The sequence below is a fragment of the Streptomyces tanashiensis genome (genome assembly GCF_014648895.1).
Taxonomy (GTDB): domain Bacteria; phylum Actinomycetota; class Actinomycetes; order Streptomycetales; family Streptomycetaceae; genus Streptomyces; species Streptomyces tanashiensis.
In genome coordinates this window covers 633759-656426 of sequence record NZ_BMRZ01000001.1, presented here as the reverse complement: position 1 = coordinate 656426, position 22668 = coordinate 633759, and the positions used below count along the sequence as shown (strand labels likewise).

Below are 22668 nucleotides of genomic sequence, written 5' to 3'. Positions count from 1 at the left end.
CGGCCGACGGCCTCAGGGCAGGTACGCGGAGACCACGAGGCCGTCGGGGAAGGCGAGGAACGCCGCCCCTCCGGCGGCCAGCGCCTCCCCGGCGGCCTGCACCGTGAACCCGTCGGGAAGTCTCGCCTCGAACCGCCCGTAGTCGTCGTCGGAGGAGGGACCCGCCGCCGCGACGGACACGGCCTCGTTCTTGCCGAAGGCCAGCACACGGTCCCCCGCGAAGTACACCTCCCGCAGAACCCCCTCGGTCACCACGGGCAGCAGGGACCAGCGCCGCGCGCCGCTCTCCAGGTCGTAGACGCTCACGGCCGCGCCGCTCGCCACCGCCACCAGACCGTCCGCGTTCACCGCGGGCCCCGCCGTCACGCCGGTGCCGAAGGACCGCTCGCGCTTCAGCGTCGTGCCGTCCAGCACCGTCACGGACCCGTCCGAGGAGCCCGTGCACAGCACGCCGCCGCTCTTCTCGTGCACCACGAACCGCTGGCAGCCCGCCGCCCCGCGCGCCACCTCCCTGCCCGTACGGGCGTCCAGCGCCACCGGCACGACCCCCAGCGGCACCAGAACCCGGCCCGCCGCCGCCACCGGCTCCTCCGGCAGGGCGTCGAGCGGCGTCCGCCACAGCTCCTCGCCGTCGGCGAGACGCACGGCGGTCACCAGTCCCGTCCCCTCGTCACGCATGTTCACGTACGTCGAGTAGAGGACGCCGTCCCGCAGGTCCGTGCCCTTCACGGCCCAGTCGGCCCCGGGCCCCGGGACACGACCCCGCTCCCGGCCGTCCTCGACGTTGTACGAGACGACCCCGTCCGGACCCGTCACATACGCCGTGCCGCCGACGACCGCCGGGTACTGGGGCCCGCTGCGCAGGCCCTCGCCCCGGCCCGGCACCTTCCACAGCTCCTTGCCGTCCGCCGCGCTCAGCCCGGTGACCCCACCGCCGGACCCGGGGCAGACCAGGACCTTCGGCGAGAGCGCGCAGCTGCCGACGCCCTGCTCGACCCTCGCGGTCCAGGGCGACCAGCCCGCCGGGCGGTGGGCGCGGTCGGTGGCGGCCGCGCCGAAGTCGTTGCCGCGGCCCTCGCCGCCGTACGGCAGGACCACCCGGCTCAGCGAGGCGACCGGCGGCGTGGTGCCCGCCCCGGGGCCCGTCGCCGAGGGTCCCGCGACCCCGCCCGTGGACCCACCGTCCTGCCCGTCGTTCCGGTTCAGGAGCACCACGCCCACCGTCGCCACCAGCGCGACCGCCACCGCGCCCGCGACCACCGCGCCCCACGGGCGGCGGCGCCGCTCCACGGGCGTCGGAGGGAGCACCGGCCGGTCCGTCACCGCCGTGGGGGAGTAGGGCACCACCGGGCCGAGCGTCGGCAGGTCGGCCACGCCCGCGCCGGAGGCCGCCGCCTCGCCGGCGCTCCGGGCCGCCTCCCCGTACTCGGCGAGCAGCGACAGCACCGTGCCGGGCCACGGGAACACCCCGGGCGCGTCCCCGCCGCCGAGCAGCTCCGTCAGCTCCGCCGCCGACGGCCGCTCCGCCGGGTCGAGCCGGAGGCAGCGCTCCACCGCCGGCCGCAGCTCCTCCGGCACCCCGTCCAGGTCGGCCTCGGCCCGGCTGATCCGGTAGATCACGGCCGCCATCTCGTCGTCGTGGAACGGCCCCCGGCCGCTCGCCGCGAACGCGAGCACCGCGCCCAGGCAGAACACGTCCGAGGCGGGCACCACCGCCCTGCTCCCCACCAGGTGCTCCGGCGACATGAAGCCGGGGGAGCCCACCACCAGACCGGTCGAGGTCAGCGCGGTCGCCTCGAAGGCCTGCGCGATGCCGAAGTCGATCAGCTTCGGCCCGGCCGAGGCGAGCAGCACGTTCGCCGGCTTGAGGTCCCGGTGCAGCACCTTCACCGCGTGCACGTCCGCGAGCGCCCGCGCCAGGGCGACCCCCAGGGCGCGTACGGCCGCGACGGGCAGCGCCCCGGACCGTACGACCGCCTCCGCGAGCGAGGGCCCCGGCACGTACTCGGTCGCCAGCCACGGCGACGGCGCGTCGGCGTCCGCGTCCACGAGCCGCGCGACGCCCGGCCCGTCCACGGTCCTCGCCGCCGCGATCTCGCGCCGGAAGCGGGTCCTGAAGTCCCCGTCGACCTCCAGGTCCTCCCGCACGGTCTTCACCGCGACCATCCGGTACGGATCGGCCGTCGGCGCGTCCGCCCGGCAGGCGAGGTGCACCTCGCCCATGCCGCCGGCGCCGAGGCGGGCGAGCAGCCGGTAGGGCCCGAGGAGCCGCGGGGGTCCCGGGGGCAGGGCTTCCAGCACGGGACTACTCCTTCTCGCCGGGGAGCGCGACGGAGGCGACGACCCCGGTGTCGTACACGACGTGGGCGACACCGCCGAGCGGCAGGACCACCGGCGGCCGGATCTCCCGGTCCAGGTAGGTGCCGTTCACGCGGTCGTACGGGTCACTGGCGCGCGGCCCGGGAGCGCCGGGCACGGGCACGACCCGCTCCTTGCCGGGCTTGCCGCCGTTGCCCAAGGGCACCAGGTGCAGGGACGAGAAGTCCGCCCACAGCAGGGAGTTCCCGGCGATCAGCGGGTCGGAGACGAGCTGCCGCCCGACGTCGGCCGCCCCGGCCGGCGGAAGCGGGTAGCGGCCGAGGAGGCCGCCGGTGGCCGGGTCGAGGACGAACGCGCCCTCGGGCGCGCTGGTGTTGCCCCAGTCGGCCCAGCGCATGGCCCCCCGGTCGAGGACGACGGCGGCCCGGGCGGACACGGCGGTCGGCCAGGCGCCCGACTTCGCCACCCCGGCCGGGACCGCGAGCGGGCCACCGCCCACCGGTGCGAGCGTCGTGGCGTCCAGGCGGTGCAGCACGAGCGGGGCCTCGTTCGTCGCGTCGAGCGGCGCGCAGTAGGCGTACCGGCCCTGGACGAGGAGGCTGTCGCACTCCTTGGCCGCCGGGGGCACCTGGCCGCGCTGCCGGCCGGTCTTCGCGTCGAACGCCACGAAGCCGCCGTCGCTGAGCGCGTACACGAGCCCGTTCGCGTAGGCGACCGGCTCGAAGTCGCGGAAATACCCGCGCGCGAGGTCGGCGTTGGTGAGCGCCTTGGTCCACAGCTCCCGGCCGTCCGCCAGCGCGAAGGCCGTCATCCGGCCGCTGTCGTCGTCACCGGTCGGCACGAAGACCGCCCCGTCGCCCACGACCGGCTGCGTGCGGATCTTGGCACCTGCGGTGCTCTTCTTCTCCCAGCGCACCGCGCCGCTGCGGGCCTCCCGGACCTGGACGCGCTCACCGGAGAGCAGGGCGACCGAACCGTCGTGGACGGCGGGCACGGCGGTGCCGCCCGCGATGAAGATCCCGCCGGTGGGCCCGATGAAGCTCATGTCGTCGCGGGGGTCCGCCACCAGGTCCGCGGTCCACAGCCGCTTCCCGTTCGCCGGGTCCAGCGCCTCGTACCGCCCGTCCGTCGTCCGGCACACCAGCACCTTCTCCCCGGCCGAGCAGCCGAGCGCGGGGGCGGTCAGCTTCGCCCGCCAGGGCTTCCAGCCGGCCGGGCGCTGGGCGGCGTTCTGCGCGACGACGCCCGAGGCGTCCGCGGGGCCGCGGTCGCTCACGCCGGGGACGCGGGGCCCGGCCGGCGGGCCCGCCGTGACGGGCGTCTTCGGCGGCGCCGGGTCGGGCCACAGCAGATACGTGCCGAGGCCGCCGGCCACGGCCGCGAGCGCGAGGACGGCGGCGAGCAGCCGCTTCCGCCGCTTCCGGGGCGCCACCGCGGCGGGCACGGTGGGCGGGGCCACCGGCGCGAGCGTCGGGACGGAGTGCAGGCCGGGGACGGTCGGGGTGACCACGGGACCGGCCGGCGCGGGCGGCGCCTCCAGGAGCGGCCCGCCCGAGGCGACGAGCTGGGCGAGCTCCCTGCCGTACTCGCCGATGTGGTCCCGTACGCCCTCCGGCCAGGGGAAGACCTTCCCCGTCCCGGCGCCGAGGAGCCCGGCGAGCTCCTGCGGCGTGGGCCGCTCCTCCGGGTCGACGGCCAGGCAGGCGGCGACGGTCCCGCGCAGCTCCTCCGGGACCCGCGTCAGGTCGGCATCGGCCTGGGAGACGCGGTAGAGGACGGCCGCGAGGGGCCCGTCGCCGAAGGGGTCCTCGCCGGTCGCCGCGTAGCAGAGGAGCGAGCCGAGGCAGAAGACGTCGGAGGCCGCGATGACCCGGCGGGCGCCGGCCACGTGCTCGGGGGACATGAAGGAGGGCGTGCCGACCATCAGGCCGGTCGCGGTCATGGTGGTCGCGGTGCTGCTGCGCGCGATGCCGAAGTCGATGAGCCGGGGGCCGTCGACGGAGAGCATGACGTTGCCGGGCTTGAGGTCCCGGTGCAGGACCCCGGCCCCGTGCAGGTCGGCGAGGGCCCGGGCGACGTCCGCGCCGAGCGCCCGCACGGTCGCGACGGGCAGCGGGCCGCCGCGCCGCACGGCCTGTGAGAGGCTGGGCCCGGGGACGTACGCGGTGGCCAGCCAGGGCACCCCGGCGTCGGCGTCACCGCCGACCGGCGCGGCGGCGTACGCGCTGTCGACGAGCGCGGCGACCTTGATCTCGCGCCGGAAGCGGTCCCGGAAGGCCGGGTCGCCGGCGACGTCCCGCCGTACCGTCTTCACGGCGACGAAGACACCGCCGCCGGTGCCGTCGGTGTCCCGCGCGAGGAACACCTCGCCCATGCCGCCGGCCCCCAGCCGGGCCAGCACCTCGTACGGTCCGATCCGGCGCGGTGCGTCCTCGCGCAGCGGTCCCAGCACCTCGGCCTCCCCCTGGTGACGCGACGTCAGATGGGCATCATTGCATGTCCATGCAGGACGAAGGGCCGGCCCCCACGGGGGCCGGCCCTTCGCTCAAGGAGTGCGGATCAGCCGGTGTACGGCTTCGCGCTGAGGATCTTCACCGAGGCCTTCTTGCCGTTCGGCAGCTCGTACTCCGCGTCGTCACCGGCCTTCTTGCCGTTGACGCCGACGCCGAGCGGCGACTGCGGCGAGTAGGTCTCGATGTCACCGCTCGCGTACTCGCGGGAGGCGAGCAGGAAGGTCATCGTGTCGTTCTCGTCGCCGTCGAAGGCGATCGTGACGACCATGCCCGGCTCGACGACACCGTCGTCCGCCGGCGCCTCGCCGACCTTGGCGTGCTGGAGCAGCTGGGTGAGCTGACGGACCCGGAGCTCCTGCTTGCCCTGCTCCTCCTTGGCCGCGTGGTACCCGCCGTTCTCGCGCAGGTCCCCCTCTTCGCGCGCCGCGGCGATCTTCGTCGCGATCTCGGTACGCGCGGGACCAGACAGGTACTCAAGCTCGTCCTTGAGCTTGTTGTACGCCTCCTGGGTGAGCCAGGTGACGTTGTCGCTGGTCTGGGTCACAGGTGCTCCTCGTAGGTACTGGGAATACAAAGCATCGCCCTACACGGGAAAACTGTGCTGTCCCGGGTGGGCGAAACCACGAGCCTAACAATGAGTGGCGAAAAGCGGGAGGACAAAAACCATCAAGATGGCGTCACCCCAGGTCACCGTGGTGACTCGCCGGGACTCGACACACCGTCCCTACCCACCGCTACCGGGCCGTACACCCCATGAGCTCCGCGCTCGTCGCGCGGGCGGTCGTGCGCAGCGAGAAGACGCGGTCGACCCGGGTCGCGTCGTCGTCGATCCGGACGTCCTTGCGGGCCACCTCGGCCCCGTCCTCGGAGCGCGAGCGCAGCGTGCAGACGCCCTTGACGCCCTCGTCCTTCCGGACCTCCAGGTGCACCTGGACCTCGGTGGCGCTCACCACGTCGAACTTGATCATCTCGGCGCTGATCCTGCTGTCGACGACGTAGTACCAGCCGAACCAGCCCAGGAGGCCGACGAAGAGAACCCCGAGCACCGCTCCGGCGATCCGCAGCGTGCGATCCGCCCGCTCGTCCGCGGAGCGCCCGTAGCGCCCCTCGGGCAGCTGCTCTCGCACCGCGCTCATGGGGGATCCTCTCGAAGCCGGGGGTGGCGGAATTTTCACTCCCCCGATTCCGTCACTATAGAGACCACGCTCCGCGTCGAATCACTGAGGATCGAGCTTTGACTGAGCAGCTGCGACTGATGGCCGTTCACGCCCACCCCGACGACGAGTCGAGCAAGGGTGCGGCCACGATGGCCAAGTACGTGTCCGAGGGGGTGGACGTCATGGTGGTGACGTGCACGGGCGGCGAGCGCGGCTCGGTCCTGAACCCCCAGCTTCAGGGCGACCCCTACATCGAGGCGAACATCCACGAGGTGCGCCGCAAGGAGATGGACGAGGCCCGGGAGATCCTCGGCGTCTCCCAGGAATGGCTCGGATTCGTCGACTCGGGCCTGCCCGAGGGCGACCCGCTGCCCCCGCTGCCCGAGGGCTGCTTCGCCCTGGAGGACGTCGACACCGCGGCCGGCGAGCTGGTCCGCAAGATCCGCTCCTTCCGTCCGCAGGTCGTCACGACCTACGACGAGAACGGCGGGTACCCGCACCCCGACCACATCATGACCCACAAGATCACGATGGTGGCCTTCGACGGCGCGACCGACACCGAGAAGTACCCGGAGGCCGAGTTCGGCCCGGTCTGGCAGCCCCTGAAGCTCTACTACAACCAGGGCTTCAACCGCCCCCGCACCACCGCCCTGCACGAGGCGCTCCTCGCCCGCGGCCTGGAGTCCCCGTACGGAGAGTGGCTGGAGCGCTGGAAGGAGTTCGAGCGCAAGGAGCGGACCCTCACCACCTTCGTGCCCTGCGCGGACTTCTTCGAGATCCGCGACAAGGCCCTGATCGCCCACCGCACCCAGATCGACCCCGACGGCGGCTGGTTCCGGGTCCCGATGGAGATCCAGAAGGAGGTCTGGCCGACGGAGGAGTACGAGCTCAGCAAGGCGCTGGTCCCGACCTCCCTCCCCGAGGAAGATCTCTTCGCGGGCATCCGCGACAATGCCTGACATGAGCGCACACCTGGCACTGACCCAGCTTGTCCCCTTCGCCGCAGAAGAGCTGGACAAGAACAAGGTGACCCCCGGCGTCCTCGGCTTCGTCGTCTTCGCCGCCCTGGCCCTCGCGGTCTGGATGCTGATGAAGTCGATGAACCGCCACATGGGCAAGGTCTCCTTCGAGGAGGCCCCGGACCCGGCGGCGACGACCCCGGACACCCCGGCGAAGCAGGCCGGCGCCCCGGGCAAGTGACACGACCGCCCCCTGTCCCGCACCCGTGAGGTGCGGGACAGGGGGCGTCGCCCGTCGCCCGCGAGCCCGTCGCCCGTCGTCCGCGAGCCCGCGGAGAGCCGGCCCGTCACCGGGCCCCCGGCACCCCCAGGACCTCCCGGGCGTGACGGGACGGGACCAGGCCCAGGTCCCAGGCCTGCCACGGGGTCGCCGCCGCGATGCCCCGGTCCAGCAGCAGTCCATGGGCCTCGGCGCAGTCGTCGACCCTCGGATCGCGGGACGGATGCCGGTCCGCGGCCAGCGCCGCGAGCTCCTCGCGCGCCGACGCCGTCCCCGGCTCCGGCGTGCCCGGCGCCGCGTGCGGGAGCAGCCCGCAGCGCAGGAGCCGGGCCCAGTCCGCGCCCCGCCGGTCGCCGTACGCGTCGAACAGCGAGCGCGCCTCCTCGCACAGCGCGAGCGCCTGCGCCACCCGGCCGTTGCCGGCGTCGACGACCGCGAGCTCCAGACAGGCCCAGCCCTCGCCGTGCGCGACCCCGATCCGGCGGAAGTCCGCCCGCGCGTCCACCAGCAGCTGCCGGGCGAACCCGGAATTGCGCAGGTTCCCCGCCCGGGCCGCCTGCTGGTCCCGGGTCACCCGGCCCAGGTGGTGCCGGGCGCACGCGAGGCCGTACAGGTCCCGCATCCGCGAGAACATCGACCGCGCCCGGCCCAGCTCCCGCACCGCCTCGTCACGGTCGCCCCGCTCCTCCAGGGCCTGCCCCAGGTAGTACAGCGTCCACGCCTCGCCGCGCGCGTCCTCCTGCTCCCGGTGCCGCGCGAGCGCCCCGCGCAGCTCCTCCACCGCCGGCTCCGCCTCCCCGGCGGCGAGCCGCGCCCGCGCCAGCTGGGTCAGCGCCCAGGCCTCGCCGCGCCCGTCGTGGACGCGCCCGTACGTCTCCAGGGCGCGCCGCAGCTCGCCCTCCGCGCCCGGCACGTCACCCCGGACCAGCAGCACCTGGCCGCGCTGGAAGTGCGCCCACGCCTCACCGTGCAGCGACTCGTGCTCGCGGTGCAGGGCGAGCGACCGCTCCAGCAGCGCCGTCGCCTCGGCCAGGTCGCCCCGGTCGCGCTCGACGGCGGCGAGCGCGTGCAGCGTCCAGCCCCGGTCGGCGGCCAGCGACTCCGGCTCCTGGAGCGCCAGCGCCTCCCGCAGACGCGCCGCGGCCTCCGTCAGCCGCCCCTGGTGGTGCAGCGTGATCCCCAGCGAGCAGAGCGCGAGCGCGGCCCCCGCGTCCTGGTGCGCCTCCTGGTACTGGGAGACGACCGAGGTCAGCGTCTTGTGGGCCTTGTCGAGCTCACCGAGCTGCCGGGCCGCGATACCGGTCCGCCAGCGCACCGAGCGGGTGAGCAGCCCCTGCCCGACGGACTCGGCCAGCTCGTTGATCTCGCCGAGACGGTAGAGGTCGCCGCGCAGCAGGCAGTAGTCGCAGAGCGCGCTGAGCAGGCCCAGGACCGTCTGCTGGTCGACGCCCTCCGCGTGCCGCAGGGCCGCCGTGATGAAACTGGACTCCTCGTCGAGCCAGCCGAGCGCCGCCTCCAGCGAGCCGAAGCCGTGCCCGTCGAACCGGTCGGCACGGGTCGACATCTTGCCGTCGACCATCCGGATCACCGCGTCCGCGAGCTCCGCGTGGTTCCGGATGAGCCGCTCCTGCGCCGCCGCGATCCCGGCCGCGTCCTCCTCGTCCAGGAGCCGGACGGCCGCGAAGCCGCGCACCACGTCGTGCAGCCGGTAGCGCTCCCCGCGCACGTGGTCGAGGAGACCGGCCCCGGAGAGCTCCCGCAGCCGCCGGGCCGCCTCCGGCCCGCTCCCGTCGAGCAGGGCGGCGGCCGCCGCAGCGCCGAGGGACGCCCGCCCGGCCAGCGCGAGCCGCCGGAGCAGCTGCCGGGCGTCCTCGTCGAAGTCGAGGAAGTACCGGACGGACAGGGCGCGTTCGACGGGATCGGGGCCCCAGCCGGGGCGGGCGAGGACGTGCGCCACGTCCTCCATGGAGCGGTGCCCCAACAGGGAGCCCACGACCCGCAGCGCCAGCGGCAGGCCGCCGCACAGCTCTCGTATCCGCTCGAAGGCCTCGGCGTCGTACGGCCCGGGGTCGGGCGCGCCGGCCGTCGCGCGCAGCAGCTCCTCGGCGCCCGCCACGTCGAGCGCGGCCACCGGCAGCGTGTGCACGTCGGCCGGCAGGTCCTCGCCGAGGTCCAGCGGTTCCCGGCAGGTCACGAGCACCAGACTGTCGGAGCGCTCCGGCAGCAGGGCCCGCACCTGGGCGGGGTCCACGGCGTCGTCCAGGATCACCGTGACCGGCACCCCGGTGAGCTGCCGCTGGTACAACTCCGAGAGCCGACGCACCTGTTGGTCGGCCGAGGCACCCTCGCGGAAGAGGAGCCGGTCGCGCGGGGCGCCGAGCCGGTTCAGCAGGTGCAGCAGCGCCTCCCGGGTCGAGACGGGCCGCTCGCCGCTCGCCGCGCCGCGCAGGTCCACGACGCAGGCCCCGCGGAACTGGTCGCGCAGCGCGTGGGCGGCCCGCACGGCGAGCGCGGTGCGGCCGGACCCCGGTGCGCCGTGCAGCTGCACGACGGTCGGCCGGGTGACCGGCGCGGCCCGCCCGGCCTGCACCCAGCGGGTGATCCGGGCCAGCTCGTCCCGCCGCCCGGCGAACACCCCACCGGGATCGGGCAGATGCCCGAAGGAACGCGCCAGCACGGTCCGACTCCGAGCCGCCGCACTCCGATCGCCCCCACGAAGCCCCCGCTGGCCTTCCCAAGCCCCGGAGCCCCCGGCACCCCCCGTCGTGCCGTCCTCACCCCACCGGGCTCCGGCCCCCGGAACCTCGGATCCCCCGGCCCCGGCCTGGCCGAGCCCGGCCCCCGCGCCGTCCCAGCCCCTCCAGGCTCCGGCCCCATGGACCCCGGATTCCGCCCCGGCCCGGCCGAGCCCGCCCCCGGCAGCTCCGTCCTCCGTCCCGCCGGCCCCGGCCGCAGGCCCCGCGGCCCCGGCGGGAAGACCCCCGGCCTCCGGCCGCCCCGTCCCGGCATCGGGCGTCCGTCCGCCCGCCCCCGCGCGCTCCCGCTCCAGGAACGGCCGTACCCCCCGTGCCTCGAAGGCCGTCAGCCACGCCAGTCGTAGCTGCTCGATCCCGGCGGCCCGGCCCGGCGTGCCGGTCGCGCGGTGCCCGGTCGTCGCGCGGAGGACGGTCGCCGCCGCCCCGGCCACGGCGACCGCCGCGCCCGCGCCGAGCGCCGTCCCCGCCGCCGTACCGAGCGCCAGGTCCGCACCGAACGCGGCGGCCGCGGCGACCCCCGTGACCAGGGCTGGGCCCCCGATCGCCGGGCCGGCGAAACGGCCCGCCGGTCGCGGCGGCCCCGCCTCCGCCTCCTCCACCGCCCGCAGGTAGACCGCGTACGCGTCAACCGCTCCCGCCGCCATCACGTCCAGCTCGGCCCGACCCCGCGCGAGGAGCGCCTCCGTGTCGGCCCGGCCGCCGGAGGTCCGTATCTCCTCCGCCACGGCCCGCTCCAACAGCCGCTCGGCCTCGGCCCGGTGACTCTCCCGCATCTGCGTTCCCCCTCCGCGCGTGCCCGACGAATCCGGCCCAGTGTCCTGCGTCGCGCGCGTCGGCGCGAGAGAGCGGAGAAAGGAGGAGACCGCTGCGGCAGGATGGGGACATGCCGAACCGACTGGCCCATGAGACCTCCCCGTACCTCCTGCAGCACGCCGACAACCCGGTCGACTGGTGGCCGTGGTCGGCCGAGGCCTTCGAGGAGGCCCGGCGCCGCGACGTCCCCGTGCTCCTCAGCGTCGGGTACAGCTCCTGCCACTGGTGCCACGTCATGGCGCACGAGTCCTTCGAGGACGACACCACCGCCGCCCTGGTCAACGACCACTTCGTGGCCGTCAAGGTCGACCGCGAGGAGCGCCCCGACGTCGACGCCGTCTACATGGAGGCCGTCCAGGCCGCGACCGGCCAGGGCGGCTGGCCGATGACCGTCTTCCTCACCCCGGACGCCGCTCCCTTCTACTTCGGTACGTACTTCCCGCCCGAGCCCCGCCACGGGATGCCCTCCTTCCCGGAGGTCCTGGAGGGCGTCAAGGACGCCTGGGCCGGCCGGCGCGAGGAGGTCGCCGAGGTCGCGGACCGCATCGTGAAGGACCTGGCGGGCCGCTCCCTCGCCTACGGCGGCGACGGCGTCCCCGGTGAGAAGGAGCTCGCGCAGGCCCTCCTCGCGCTCACCCGCGAGTACGACGCGACCCGCGGCGGCTTCGGCGGCGCCCCCAAGTTCCCGCCGTCGATGGCCCTGGAGTTCCTGCTCCGCCACCACGCCCGTACGGAGTCCGAGGGCGCCCTCCAGATGGCCGCCGACACCTGCGAGGCGATGGCCCGCGGCGGCATCTACGACCAGCTCGGCGGCGGCTTCGCCCGCTACGCCGTCGACCGCGCCTGGGTCGTCCCGCACTTCGAGAAGATGCTCTACGACAACGCCCTGCTGTGCCGGGTGTACGCACACCTGTGGAAGGCCACCGGCAGCGACCTGGCCCGCCGGGTCGCCCTGCAGACCGCGGACTTCCTCGTCCGTGAACTCCGCACCCCCGAGGGCGGCTTCGCGTCCGCGCTCGACGCCGACTCCGACGACGGCACCGGCAGGCACGTCGAGGGCGCCTACTACGTGTGGACCCCCGAGCAGCTCGCCGAGGTCCTCGGCGCGGAGGACGCCGCCCTCGCCGCCGCCCACTACGGCGTCACCGAGGACGGCACCTTCGAGCACGGCAGCTCCGTCCTGCAGCTCCCGCAGGAGGCCGGCCCGGCCGACGCCGGCCGGATCGCCTCGATCGCGGCCCGGCTCCTCGCCGCCCGCGAGGAGCGCGAGCGTCCCGGGCGGGACGACAAGATCGTCGCCGCCTGGAACGGCCTCGCGATCGCGGCCCTCGCCGAGACCGGCGCCCTCTTCGACCGCCCCGACCTGATCGAGCGCGCGACCGAGGCCGCCGACCTCCTCGTCCGCGTCCACATGGACGAGACCGCCCGCCTCACCCGGACGTCCAAGGACGGCCGGGCCGGCACCAACGCGGGCGTCCTGGAGGACTACGCCGACGTCGCCGAGGGGTTCCTCGCCCTCGCCGCCGTCACCGGCGAGGGCGCCTGGCTGGAGTTCGCCGGCTTCCTCCTGGACCTCGTCCTCGACCGCTTCACCGCCGAGGGCGGCGCGCTCTACGACACGGCCCACGACGCCGAGACCCTCATCCGGCGCCCCCAGGACCCCACCGACAACGCCACCCCGTCGGGCTGGACCGCCGCCGCCGGAGCACTCCTCTCGTACGCCGCGCACACCGGCTCGGAGGCCCACCGCGCCGCGGCCGAGGGGGCCCTCGGCGTGGTCAAGGCCCTCGGCCCGCGCGCGCCCCGCTTCATCGGCTGGGGCCTGGCCGTCGCCGAGGCCCTCCTCGACGGACCCCGCGAGATCGCCGTGGTCGGCGACCCCGCCGACCCGGCCTTCCAGGAGCTGCGCCGTACGGCCCTGGCGGCGACCACCCCCGGAGCGGTCCTCGCCACCGGAGCCCCCGGCGGCGAGGAGTTCCCGCTCCTGAAGGACCGGCCGCTCGTGGCCGGGGCGCCCGCCGCGTACGTGTGCCGTCACTTCACGTGCGACGCGCCGGTCACCGACCCGGCGGAGCTGCGCCGGAAGCTCTGAGCCCGGCCCGGAAGACCCCGGCGCGGTAGACCCCGGCCCGGAACGGGGACGGCCCCGCGACCCCTCCGAGGAGGGGCGGCGGGGCCGCGCCGTGGCCGGGCGTCGCGGCTCAGCTGTTGCCGGCGCCGTTGCCGGAGAGCACCGGGATGTCGCTGAGGATGTGCGACAGCGGCTCGTCACCCTTGGCCTGGGTGGAGTTCTCGGTGCACTGCTGGTTCTGCGGGGAGGACAGGACGTTGACGTCCTGGACCGAGATCGGGATCAGACCGATCAGCGAACCGGCGTTGACCTTGGCCGGCAGGCCGACGCACGGCTTGTTCAGGGAGCCCTGGACGAGCGCGAACTGCGGGCTCATGTCGCCGTGGGTCGAGGAGTTGCCGAACTCCTGGTGCGCGCCGTTGCCGGACAGCGAGGTGGTGCCGCCGTCGTCGGCGATGGCCAGCGCCTGACCGGCACCCGCCGCCGTCGCGCCGAGGACGGACGCGGCCACAGCAGCCGTCGCCAAGAGCTTCTTCATTGTTCAGGCCTTTCGGGTCCTGGCCCGCTGAGTGCCGAGCCGTGCTGATCAACTGGTCAGCGGTCCGGAGGTTCCGGGAAGTCCACCGGACGGCCTACGGGCAGATGAGCGAAGAACCCCGGGCGGGCCGGTACACGGCCGCCGGGATCTCGCTCGGCGCGACGGCCCCCGCGGCGGGCAGCGGCAGGTCCTCGGCCAGGCGCCCGAAGACCTCCGCGGCCCCTTCCTCGTCCCAGGCGAGCGTGGACCCGACACCCTCGATGTCCGGGTTGAAGCCCCGTACGGGCACGGTCGTGAACTCCGTGCGCTCCGGGGGCAGGTCCCGCAGGTGCGCGGCGAGGGTCAGCAGCTCCGCCGTCGAGATCCCCCGCTCGGCCGCCGCCGTCCCGCGAAGGGTGTCCGCGAGGGCCTTCAGCCGCGCCGGGTCGTCGAGGATCCCGTCGTGGAGCCGGCGCAGGGTGTTCACGACGAACTTCTGCTGCTTGCGGATGCGGCCGAAGTCCATCTGTCCGTCGGCCTTCCGGGACCGCACGTACTGGAGCGCCTCGCCGCCGGCCACCCGCTTGGTCCCCGGCTGGAGGTCGATGCCGGTGGACGGGTCCTTGAGCGGCTGCTCCGTACAGATCGGTACGCCGCCGTCGACGCGGTCCACGGTGTCCATGAAGCGCCGGAAGTCGATCTCCAGATAGCGGTGGACGGGCAGCCCGGTCATCGACTCGACGGTCTCCACCGTGAACGCGGAGCCGCCCTCCGTCCAGGCGCCGTTGATCTTCGCCTGGTGGGCGGCGTGCGTCTTCCCGGTGCGCCGGTCCACGTGCCCCGCCCGGAGGGAGGCGAGGGAGTCGCGGGGCAGGCCCACGACCTCGACCCGGTCGTTCGCCGCCGAGACGTGCACGAGCATCATCACGTCCGTGCAGTCGCACCCCTTCCCACCGAGGTGGAAACGTTCCTTCTCCTCCTCGGTGATGCCCTTGCGGCTGTCGATGCCGACGACCAGCAGATTCAGCCCCTTCTCGGGGGCGGGGAGACCGGTGGGGGCGACGGCGAGCGCCCCGGGGGACAGTGCGGCGAGAGAGGCGAGAGCCGCCGCGGCGAGCAGCGGACGCCGGGCCGGCCGAGGGAGCGGGAATTTCATCTCCGCACCGTATTTTCGACCCGCTCGCACACAGGTACGCGACGCGACTTGAACGGGACGAATCACTCTCCTGCGGCGCCTGTGTAATGATGCGGGAATCGCAGCGGAAGGAGCGAAAATGGCGCCGGATCCCGGAAAATGGGAACGGATGGCCTTCATTCCGAAGAGCCGATATGTGAGCGACCCGCCCCCGGCCGACAGCACTCCGTTCCCCGTCTATTCCGCACTGGTCACCCAGTGGGTGCAGGCGGGGCGGGCGGTGCCGGGGATGCCCGACCGGGAGTGGGAGCGCCTGATGGCGACGCCGGTCTGGCCGAACTGGTAGCACCTGCGGACGGACGAAAGGGGCCGCCCCGGAGGGCGGCCCCTGACGTGTGAACGTCGTCGTGCTCAGGCGGAACGTCAGTGGTTGCCGACGCCGTTGCCCGACAGGACCGGGATGTCGTCCAGGATGTGCGACAGAGCCTCGTCACCCTTGGCCTGGGTGGAGTTCTCGGTGCACTGCTGGTTCTGCGGGGACGACAGGACGTTGATGTCCTGGACGGCGATCGGGATGGCACCGATCAGCGAACCGGCGTTGACCTTGGCCGGCAGACCGATGCACGGCTTGTTCAGGGAGCCCTGGACGAGCGCGAACTGCGGGCTCATGTTGCCGTAGGTGGCGGAGTTGCCGAACTCCTGGTGCGCACCGTTGCCCGAGAGCGACGTGGTGCCGCCGTCGTTGGCGATGGCGAGCGCCGGGGAGGCCACGGCGGCGGAGGCGCCGACGATGGCCGCGGCCGTGGCCGCGGTGGCCATAACCTTCTTGATCACGGGAGTTCCCTTCTAGAACCTGCTCCGTGCAGGGAGCGACCTGATCAACAGGCCTTCGGACGCAGGGGTTCCGCCGTGTCACCCCCTTGGCGGAGCGCACGCGGCAGCGCGAAACGCGTACCCAGTCGAACGAGTGAAGCGCCGGAACCAAAGCCCGCGGCCGCAGTTGATCCCGTCGCATCAATCAGGTCGATTGGTGGGAACAGGAACGGAATCACCGTGATCAAGAAGATTATGGCGGCTGCGGCTGTCACGGCCTCCGTCGTGGGCGTTTCTGCTGCGGCGGTCTCCCCGGCGCTCGCCATCGCCGACGACGGCGGCACGACCTCGCTCTCGGGCAACGGCGCGCACCAGTCGTTCGGCAACTCCAAGACCCACGGCGACATGAGCCCGCAGTTCTCCGCCGTCCAGGGCTCCCTGAACAAGCTCTGCCTCGGTGCCCCGGTGAAGGGCAACGTCGGCCCCCTCTTCGGTCTCCTGGTTCCGGTCGCCGTCCAGGACGTCAACGTCCTGTCGTCCCCGCAGAACCAGCAGTGCGCCGAGAACTCCACCCAGGCCAAGGGCGACGAGCCGCTGTCGCACCTCATCGAGGACATCCCGGTCCTCTCCGGGAACGGCGCCTACAACGGCTGATCCGTTTCGCGCACGACAGGGCTGGAGGGAGCGCTCACGTTCCCTCCGGCCCTGTTCCGTGCGGGCAATGGAGTGAAAGCGAAGGTGCCGCTGTTATTCCGGTTTCCTTTGCGCGGGATGTTCGTTGTGTTGTGTGCAGCGGAAACGTATTCCGCCGAGGAAAGGATCCAGACGAAATGAACTGTAAGAAGGCTGCGGCCGTCGTCGCCGGAATCGTCATGGCCCTGGGTGTGGCGTCGCCCGCCTTCGCGGACGCGGACGCGCACGGTCTCGCCGTCGGTTCGCCGGGCGTCCTCTCCGGGAACGTCGTGCAGATCCCGATCCACGTCCCGATCAACGTCTGCGGCAACAGCGTGAACGTCATCGGCGCCCTGAACCCGGCCGCCTTCAACACCTGCATCAACGCCTGAGTCCCGGCGCCCGCAGGCGCGGAGGGCCGGTCCCGGAGAGCATCCGCTCCCCGGGACCGGCCCTCCGTCATGCCGCGACCGGCGCCTTCCCGCCCGTCCGCGGCCGGCCCGGCAACCCGCTCCCGGCGCCCGCCCGCAGCCGCTGCCGGACGCCCTTCACCAGCCGCCCCGCCGTGTACTCGGCGCCGAAGACGAACCGCATCGACGGCCCGTACGAAGGGGCCGTGAGCAGACCGGCGAGGAAGAGACCCGGCCAGGAGGACTCGAAGAGGCCGCCGACCTCCGGAGCGCCGCCCGCGCCGACCCTGCGCAGCGCCCCGCGCAGCGCGGGGGAGAGGACCCCGGCCCGGTCCAGGGTCGGAGTGAAGCCGGTGGCCGCGATCACGTGGTCGGTCTCCACGACGGACGTCCCGTCGGGCCCCGCAACGTCGAGCCGCAGCCGCTCGTCCCCGGTCACGGCCGCCGAGGTGATCCAATGGCCCAGGCGGACGTCGCCGACCGCCGCGAACCGCTCGCGGAGCCACCAGGCGCCCGCCGGGCCGAGTGCCGCGTCGAAGATCCGCTCACGGGTGGCGGCCGGAAGGCGCCGGAAGATCCCGGGGGTGTCCGCGTACAGCTTGTTCTGCCAGCCGCAGCCGAGACCCGTGTGCGGGGCGCGCAGCGAGGGCCACAGGCCGCGGTCGAGGGCCGGCGGCAGGGTGTTCCAGTTCAGCCGGTCGGCGCGGGCGACGATCCGTACGGCGGCGGCGCCCCGCTCGCTGAGGAGCGCTGCGGTCTCCAGGGCCGCCTGTCCGGCCCCGACGACCGTGACGTCCCGGCCGGCGAATCCGTCGAGCTCGCCGTGGTGGCTGGAGTGGGTGACGTACCGCCGGGGCAGTTCCCGCAGGGGCCCGGGGATCTCCAGGAAGGGCAGGACGCCGACGGCCAGCGCCACCGTCCGGGCGCGCAGCGCCTCGCCGTCCTCGGTGCGCAGCTCGAAGCCCCCGGCGGCGGGCGCCACGGAGCCGATGAGCCGCCCGTCGAGCGCGGGCACCGCCTGCCGGGCGAACCAGTCGCCGTACGCGGCGAAGAGGTCCACCGGGAGCGGCACGCCGTGCTCGGCGCGGACGCCCCTGGTCGCCGCGTAGGCGTCGAGCCCGTACGCCCCCTCCGGGTCGGAGAGGTGGGAGGCCCAGGGCTCCGACTTGAGGAACATGCCCGAGGGCATGGCGTGCCAGGACTCCATCGAGCGACCGAAGGTCCTGAGGTTCAGCCCGTGGGCCGCCGCGTGGGCGGCCACGGACAGGCCGTAGGGTCCGGCCCCGACGACCACCAGGTCGTACATCGACTTCGACATCGTGCCTTCCGCGTTCATCGTGGGGTGAGCTGGTCGGTCGAGGTGCGGGCCGGGGGCGCCGCGGGGGTGGCGGCCGGGCCCGCCAGGCGGGACGCGACCGCCCGGCGCAGCGTCTTCAGGGCCTTGCGCAGCAGGTGCGTGAGCCACGCGCCCCCCATGGCGAGCGCGGGCGCCGGATCGTCGGCCGCGAACCAGGCGCACTCGGTCCGCTCCCGCGTACCGCCGGGCTCCGGCGCGTACCGGCGGCGCGGGGAGGCGAGCAGCGAGAGCGTCGCGTAGTTCTCGACCAGGAACCGGCGGCCGTACGCGGGGGAGTGCGGCGGCACGGGACGGCCGGTGAGGTCCAGGTGCAGCGCCCGGACCACGTCCAGGCCGTCCGGGTCGGTGAAGAGTCGGAACTGGGCGCCGGGCCGGGGGTTGAAGTCGAGCAGGTGGTACGCGCCGGTCGCCCTGTTCAGCCGGAAGTCCAGGTCGCACACGCCCCGGTAGCCCAGCGCGTCGAGCAGCTCGCGGGCCGTCCGGTCGACGGTGGGGTTCACCGTCCAGCGGCCCGAGGCGGTCAGCCCCGCCCCGTCCGGCCAGGAGCGTTCCTTGCGGCCGGTCGCCCCGGTCGAGCAGCGGCCCGCGGAGTCCACGTACCCGTGGAAGAACCAGTCGAGGTCCCGGCCCGCCGGGAGCAGTTCCTGGAGCAGCAGCCGGCTGCCGGCCTCCGGGGTGCGGGCGTAGAGCTCCCGCACCTCGGCCAGGGACCGCACGATCGAGGTGCTGCGCAGCCCGCCGCCGGCCGGGAGCAGCCAGGGGCGACTCCATTTGGCGACCACCGGAAGGCCGAGCGACCAGGCCATGGCGGCGGCCTCGTCGGCGCCCTCGGGGAGTTCGGTACGGGGATGGGGCAGGCCCAGACCGGCGCAGGTCTCGGCGAGTTCCGCCTTGTCCGCGACCCGCAGCAGCTGTTCCTCGGTCTGCTCGGGCAGCAGGAAGCGCGGGACGAGTCCGGCACGGCGCCGGGCCAGGGCGAGGGCGCTCACGTCGTCCAGCGGCACGGCCAGCACGGGATGTGACGGATCGTCGGTGATCTGGTCCGCGACGCGGTTCAGCAGGGCGGAGAGCTCGGCGGAGGAATTCGTCCCGGGGCGCTCCCGGGCCGAGCGGAGGAAGCGGGAGCGGGTGACCGGACTGGTGCTCGATTCGATGACCGCGTGGACCGGAATTCCCGCCCGTCCCAGCGAGCGCGCGGCGCCGAGTGTGCCGTGATGGAAGGGGTTCCGGTCGAGCCGCACCAGGACGGTGGGGACGCTGATGTCGAAATGCTGATGGCTCAGCACGGCATGCCCTTCATCTCGGGTGCCCCAAGTGGGCGATGAAATCCTCTAATGGACTACTGATCAGATGGAAGCAGAGTTCACGGTCGGCTCATTAGGAATACTTTCGGAGTATCGGATTGACGGACCATCAAATGGCCTACGGAGCGAAGGAGCGGCCATGGCAGCTGCCCACCGGAGAACAGCGAGAGTGTGGCTGGGGGTGGTCACCGCCGGTCTCCTCACCTCGGGCTCAGTCGTGCTCTCGTCCCCCGCGCACGCCACCGAATCCGTAACGACGAAAGACCCCGGTCCGACTCTCTCCGGCGCCATGGGAGCCTTCCTCGAATCGGGCGCGCTCGGGGTCGCCCGCATCGGGCAGCTCCAGCAGTGGCTCGGCGGCCACGAGCTCCGCGTCGGCCACACCTACCTGCCGGGCGACCGCTGGAAGAACATCGAGGGACCCCCGGGCTTCCTCGACGCCTGGGCCGACTGGCGCAACGAGCGGACCGACCGGCTCTTCGTCCTCAACGTCCCCATGCTGGAGCGCAACGAGGCCGGCGTCCCCGACCACGAGGTCCGCCGCCAGCTCCAGCTCGGCGCCGCCGGCTACTACGACCACCACTTCACGACCCTCGCCGAACGCCTCGTCGAGCTCGGCGCCAGGGACACCGTCATCGTCCTCGGCTGGGAGATGAACGGCACCACCTACACCCACCGGTGCGCTCCCGATCCCACCGCGTGGAAGAAGTACTGGAACCGGATCGTCACCGCGATGCGTGCCGTACCGGGCCAGAAGTTCCGCTTCGACTTCAATCCGAGCCGCGGGCGCGACGCGATTCCGTGGACCGAGTGCTACCCGGGCGACGACGTCGTCGACATCATCGGCATGGATTCGTACGACCAGCCGCCGGGGAGCGACTTCGACCGGCACGTCAGCGAACCGTACGGGCTCCAGAAGCAGGTCGATTTCGCCGCCGAGCACGGAAAGCAGATCTCCTACCCCGAATGGGGGCTCTTCCGGAACGGCGACAATCCGGAATACATGCGGCGCATGCTGGAGTGGATGAAGCAGCACAAGCCGCTCTACCACACGATCACCGACTACTGCCCGCACGGCGTCTGGCAGTGCGACGACAATCCGCGGTCGTCGCTGGTGTTCCGGCAGATGCTGTACGGCACGGAACCGGAACTCCCGACGGAGCCGACGGACCCGGTCGACCCGACGGATCCGACGGACCCGGTCGACCCGACCGATCCGGTGGACCCGGTCGATCCGACCGATCCGACGGACCCCGTAGACCCGACGGACCCGACGGTCCCTGTGCCCAAGCCTGAGCCCAAGCCTGAGCCCAAGCCTGAGCCCAAGCCTGAGCCCAAGCCTGAGCCCAAGCCTGAGCCCAAGCCTGAGCCCAAGCCTGAGCCCAAGCCTGAGCCCAAGCCCGAGCCGAAGCCGGAACCCAAGCCCGAGCCGAAGCCGGAACCGAAGCCCGAGCCGAAGCCCGAGCCGAAGCCCGAGCCGAAGCCGGAACCCAAGCCCGAGCCGAAGCCGGAACCGAAGCCCGAGCCGAAGCCGGAGCCGAAGCCGGAGCCCAAGCCGGAACCGAAGCCCGAGCCGAGGCCGGAGCCCAAGCCCGAGCCCAAGCCGGAGCCCAAGCCGGAACCCAAGCCCGACTGCTGGACCGTCGAGCTCGGTTCGTGGGTCGAGAGCTGGATCGGCGGGCCCGTCTGCGTCCCGAAGGACAACTGGAAGGACGAGGTCGACCTCGACTGGAAGGACACCCTGAAGGAGGTCTGGCCCTTCTGACGTCCCTCACGGCGGTGGTGGCGGAGCTCATCCGCCACCACCGCCGCGGCCGAGCGCCCGCCCCACCCAGGCCCGTTCCCGCGCCTGCCGGGCCACCCAGCGCCGGGCGTCGGCCGCGCCCGCGCACAGCCAGAGGAGCGGGGCCGTACCGCGCCCGGTGAGGAGCAGCCGGCGGTTGCGGACCGGTTCGGGCCGCCAGTGCTGCTTGTACGACTCGCTGCCCCGCAGCATGCTGAGCGTCGCCCGCCCGCCCGCACTGGTCTCCCGCGCCCCGTGCCGCAGCAGCATCGTCGCCACGTCGACCTTGCGGGCGCGCAGCGCGGGGTCGGCGCCGTACAGATAGCCGCCCGCGAGCCGCGGGGACATCAGGGTCAGATCGGCGGCGACCACGTCCCCGGCGAGCCGGAACTCGGTCACCATCGCGTCGCCGCGCTCGACCATGGGCCGCACGGCCCGGGTGAGGTGCTGGGCGAACCGCTCGCTGGTGTGCTCGGCGGTGACGCCCCGGCCCTGCCACTGGAGCTGATGGAGGCTCAGGAGCCGGTCGAGGGCGGCCGGGACCTCCTCGCCGGTCACCACGTGCGCGTCGATGCCGAGCGCGTCCAGCTTCCGCAGCTTGGCACGGACCCGCTGGGCCTTCCCGGACGGGATCCGTTCGAGGAGGCCCTCCATGGGGACGGCGGGCAGCTCCAGACAGAGCGAGTCGGGCAGCCGGCGGCGCGGGCCGCGCCAGTGGGCGAAGACCCGTTCGCTGGCCGCGCCGGGCCGGACCTCCCGCAGGTCGACGACGGCGCCCCGGGCGGCCCGCGCGAGGGCCCCGGCCAGGGCGGACGCCGCCTCCGGGCAGCCGTCGTCGAGGAGCACGTCCGTGAAGTCGGTGATGGTGCCGCCGAGCTGGGTGAGGACGGGCAGCGGCCCGCGGGCCCGCATCAGGGGAGCGGCGGCGACGAGCTCGCCGTCCTCCCGTCGTACGAGCACCACCCGCAGCGCACCGGGCCGGCCGTACGAGAGCCACCAGGAGTGCAGCCAGGAGTGGGACTGGAAGGGGGTGGCGGAGGAGCAGCGCCCGTACAGCGCCGTCCACTCGGCCGAAAGCCGCCCGAACTCCTCCTCGTCACGGCAGACCTCGGTCCGCAGGGCTCTCGGGCTCACACCGCCTCCGGCTGGTGCTGGGCGACCGCCGGGGCGGGCACGGGGGCGGACGGGGCCGGGGCGGTCGCCTGCCGGGAATGCCGGGCCCCGTCGCGGGAGGCGGGGCGCTTCGGGCGGACCAGGAGGACCAGGCCGCCGAGGAGACCGCCCGCACAGCCGCCGACGAGCGCGGAGAGCGACGTGGACGGGGAGACGGGGGCGACGGGCTTGGTGGCGCGGGAGAACTGGACGACCTTCACCCCGGTGCTGCCGGCGACGTGTGTGCTGTTGAGGACGAGCGCGCGGGCCACCCCGTCGGCCATCGAGACCGCCTGGGCGGGCTTCGCCGACCGTGCCGTGATCGAGATCATCGGCGCGTCGGGGGAGGTCGCGGCCAGCACGTTCTTCCGCAGGGTGTCGGCGGTGACCCCCGCCCACACCTGGGCGTCGCCGGTCACCGCGATGTCGGTGGCGACCCGCCCGTACGCCTGGGCGAAGCCGAGCGCCGCCGCCGGGTCGGACTTCTCGGCCGGTACGACGATCACGTAGCTGGTCGCCGCGTACTCCGGGGTCTTCAGGGCGCCGTAGCCGCCGCCGAGGACCGCCCCGGCGAGGACGGCCGCAGGGAGGACCGCCCAGCGGCCCGGGGAGCGCAGGCCGGCGGGGAGGAAGGCGCGGGGTGGGGTGGTGTTCATG

Annotated in this window: 18 protein-coding genes and 1 pseudogene; 7 read left to right on the top strand and 12 right to left on the bottom strand. The window is 73.9% G+C overall.

Going from position 1 to position 22668, the window contains the following annotated elements; genetic code table 11:
- Positions 1 to 12: 12 nt before the first annotated feature.
- The 4 genes from IE237_RS02920 to IE237_RS02905 form a co-directional block, all read right to left on the bottom strand.
- On the bottom strand, positions 13 to 2301 hold the full coding sequence (locus IE237_RS02920) for a serine/threonine-protein kinase (protein ID WP_189800186.1): 2289 nt from the start codon (positions 2299 to 2301) through the stop codon (positions 13 to 15).
- Between the two features lie 4 nt (positions 2302 to 2305).
- Positions 2306 to 4771 (bottom strand): serine/threonine-protein kinase, encoded by a 2466-nt coding sequence (locus tag IE237_RS02915; protein WP_229842215.1) that lies wholly within the window; start codon positions 4769 to 4771, stop codon positions 2306 to 2308.
- Between the two features lie 107 nt (positions 4772 to 4878).
- Positions 4879 to 5376 carry a transcription elongation factor GreA gene (gene greA / locus IE237_RS02910; RefSeq protein WP_189800185.1) on the bottom strand — a complete coding sequence of 166 codons (498 nt, stop codon included), beginning with the start codon at positions 5374 to 5376 and terminating at the stop codon, positions 4879 to 4881.
- Between the two features lie 190 nt (positions 5377 to 5566).
- The gene (locus tag IE237_RS02905; protein WP_189800184.1) at positions 5567 to 5968 is read right to left on the bottom strand and encodes a DUF4307 domain-containing protein; all 402 of its coding nucleotides are present in this window, start codon (positions 5966 to 5968) and stop codon (positions 5567 to 5569) included.
- Positions 5969 to 6066: 98 nt separating this feature from the next.
- Here IE237_RS02905 and mca point away from each other — a divergent pair, with 98 nt between their 5' ends.
- Together mca and IE237_RS02895 are read left to right on the top strand one after the other, a co-directional pair.
- The gene (gene mca, locus IE237_RS02900) at positions 6067 to 6948 is read left to right on the top strand and encodes a mycothiol conjugate amidase Mca (protein WP_189800183.1); all 882 of its coding nucleotides are present in this window, start codon (positions 6067 to 6069) and stop codon (positions 6946 to 6948) included.
- Positions 6941 to 7189, top strand: a complete 249-nt coding sequence (locus IE237_RS02895; protein WP_189800182.1) for a hypothetical protein — start codon at positions 6941 to 6943, stop codon at positions 7187 to 7189. The genes mca and IE237_RS02895 overlap by 8 nt, the downstream gene beginning before the upstream one ends.
- 106 nt (positions 7190 to 7295) lie before the next feature.
- Here IE237_RS02895 and IE237_RS02890 read toward each other — a convergent pair whose 3' ends face one another.
- Positions 7296 to 10757, bottom strand: a complete 3462-nt coding sequence (locus IE237_RS02890; protein ID WP_229842213.1) for a tetratricopeptide repeat protein — start codon at positions 10755 to 10757, stop codon at positions 7296 to 7298.
- 110 nt (positions 10758 to 10867) lie between these two features.
- Here IE237_RS02890 and IE237_RS02885 point away from each other — a divergent pair, with 110 nt between their 5' ends.
- Complete coding sequence (locus IE237_RS02885) at positions 10868 to 12889, top strand: thioredoxin domain-containing protein (protein ID WP_189800181.1); 2022 nt, start codon at positions 10868 to 10870, stop codon at positions 12887 to 12889.
- Between the two features lie 109 nt (positions 12890 to 12998).
- Here the strand turns inward: IE237_RS02885 and IE237_RS02880 are convergent, their stop codons facing one another.
- Entirely contained in the window at positions 12999 to 13406 is a 408-nt protein-coding gene (locus tag IE237_RS02880) for a rodlin (protein ID WP_189800180.1), read from the bottom strand.
- A gap of 94 nt (positions 13407 to 13500) precedes the next feature.
- A complete protein-coding gene (locus IE237_RS02875; RefSeq protein ID WP_189800179.1) occupies positions 13501 to 14541 on the bottom strand; it encodes an LCP family protein in 1041 nt (346 codons plus the stop codon).
- A 118-nt stretch (positions 14542 to 14659) separates the two neighbouring features.
- On the opposite strand from IE237_RS02875, the gene IE237_RS02870 reads away from it, so the two are divergent.
- Positions 14660 to 14866, top strand: coding sequence for a hypothetical protein (locus IE237_RS02870; RefSeq protein WP_189800697.1), 207 nt, complete (start codon positions 14660 to 14662; stop codon positions 14864 to 14866).
- Between the two features lie 77 nt (positions 14867 to 14943).
- Here IE237_RS02870 and IE237_RS02865 read toward each other — a convergent pair whose 3' ends face one another.
- Positions 14944 to 15354, bottom strand: a complete 411-nt coding sequence (locus IE237_RS02865; protein WP_189800178.1) for a rodlin — start codon at positions 15352 to 15354, stop codon at positions 14944 to 14946.
- A gap of 219 nt (positions 15355 to 15573) precedes the next feature.
- On the opposite strand from IE237_RS02865, the gene IE237_RS02860 reads away from it, so the two are divergent.
- Together IE237_RS02860 and IE237_RS02855 are read left to right on the top strand one after the other, a co-directional pair.
- Positions 15574 to 15987 carry a rodlin gene (locus tag IE237_RS02860; RefSeq protein WP_189800177.1) on the top strand — a complete coding sequence of 138 codons (414 nt, stop codon included), beginning with the start codon at positions 15574 to 15576 and terminating at the stop codon, positions 15985 to 15987.
- A 176-nt stretch (positions 15988 to 16163) separates the two neighbouring features.
- The gene (locus tag IE237_RS02855; RefSeq protein ID WP_189800176.1) at positions 16164 to 16397 is read left to right on the top strand and encodes a chaplin; all 234 of its coding nucleotides are present in this window, start codon (positions 16164 to 16166) and stop codon (positions 16395 to 16397) included.
- A 67-nt stretch (positions 16398 to 16464) separates the two neighbouring features.
- Here IE237_RS02855 and IE237_RS02850 read toward each other — a convergent pair whose 3' ends face one another.
- On the bottom strand, positions 16465 to 17721 hold the full coding sequence (locus tag IE237_RS02850) for an FAD-dependent oxidoreductase (protein ID WP_189800662.1): 1257 nt from the start codon (positions 17719 to 17721) through the stop codon (positions 16465 to 16467).
- 26 nt (positions 17722 to 17747) lie between these two features.
- Entirely contained in the window at positions 17748 to 19058 is a 1311-nt protein-coding gene (locus IE237_RS02845) for a carboxylate--amine ligase (RefSeq protein ID WP_229842211.1), read from the bottom strand.
- 157 nt (positions 19059 to 19215) lie between these two features.
- On the opposite strand from IE237_RS02845, the pseudogene IE237_RS02840 reads away from it, so the two are divergent.
- Positions 19216 to 20424 (top strand): annotated as a pseudogene (locus IE237_RS02840) (glycoside hydrolase family 26 protein); the annotation flags it as partial.
- 444 nt (positions 20425 to 20868) lie between these two features.
- Here the strand turns inward: IE237_RS02840 and IE237_RS02835 are convergent.
- Together IE237_RS02835 and IE237_RS02830 are read right to left on the bottom strand one after the other, a co-directional pair.
- Positions 20869 to 21993 (bottom strand): GNAT family N-acetyltransferase, encoded by a 1125-nt coding sequence (locus IE237_RS02835; protein ID WP_189800174.1) that lies wholly within the window; start codon positions 21991 to 21993, stop codon positions 20869 to 20871.
- Positions 21990 to 22667, bottom strand: coding sequence for a YveK family protein (locus tag IE237_RS02830; RefSeq protein ID WP_189800173.1), 678 nt, complete (start codon positions 22665 to 22667; stop codon positions 21990 to 21992). Before IE237_RS02830 ends, IE237_RS02835 begins: the two co-directional genes overlap by 4 nt.
- Position 22668: the final 1 nt, after the last annotated feature.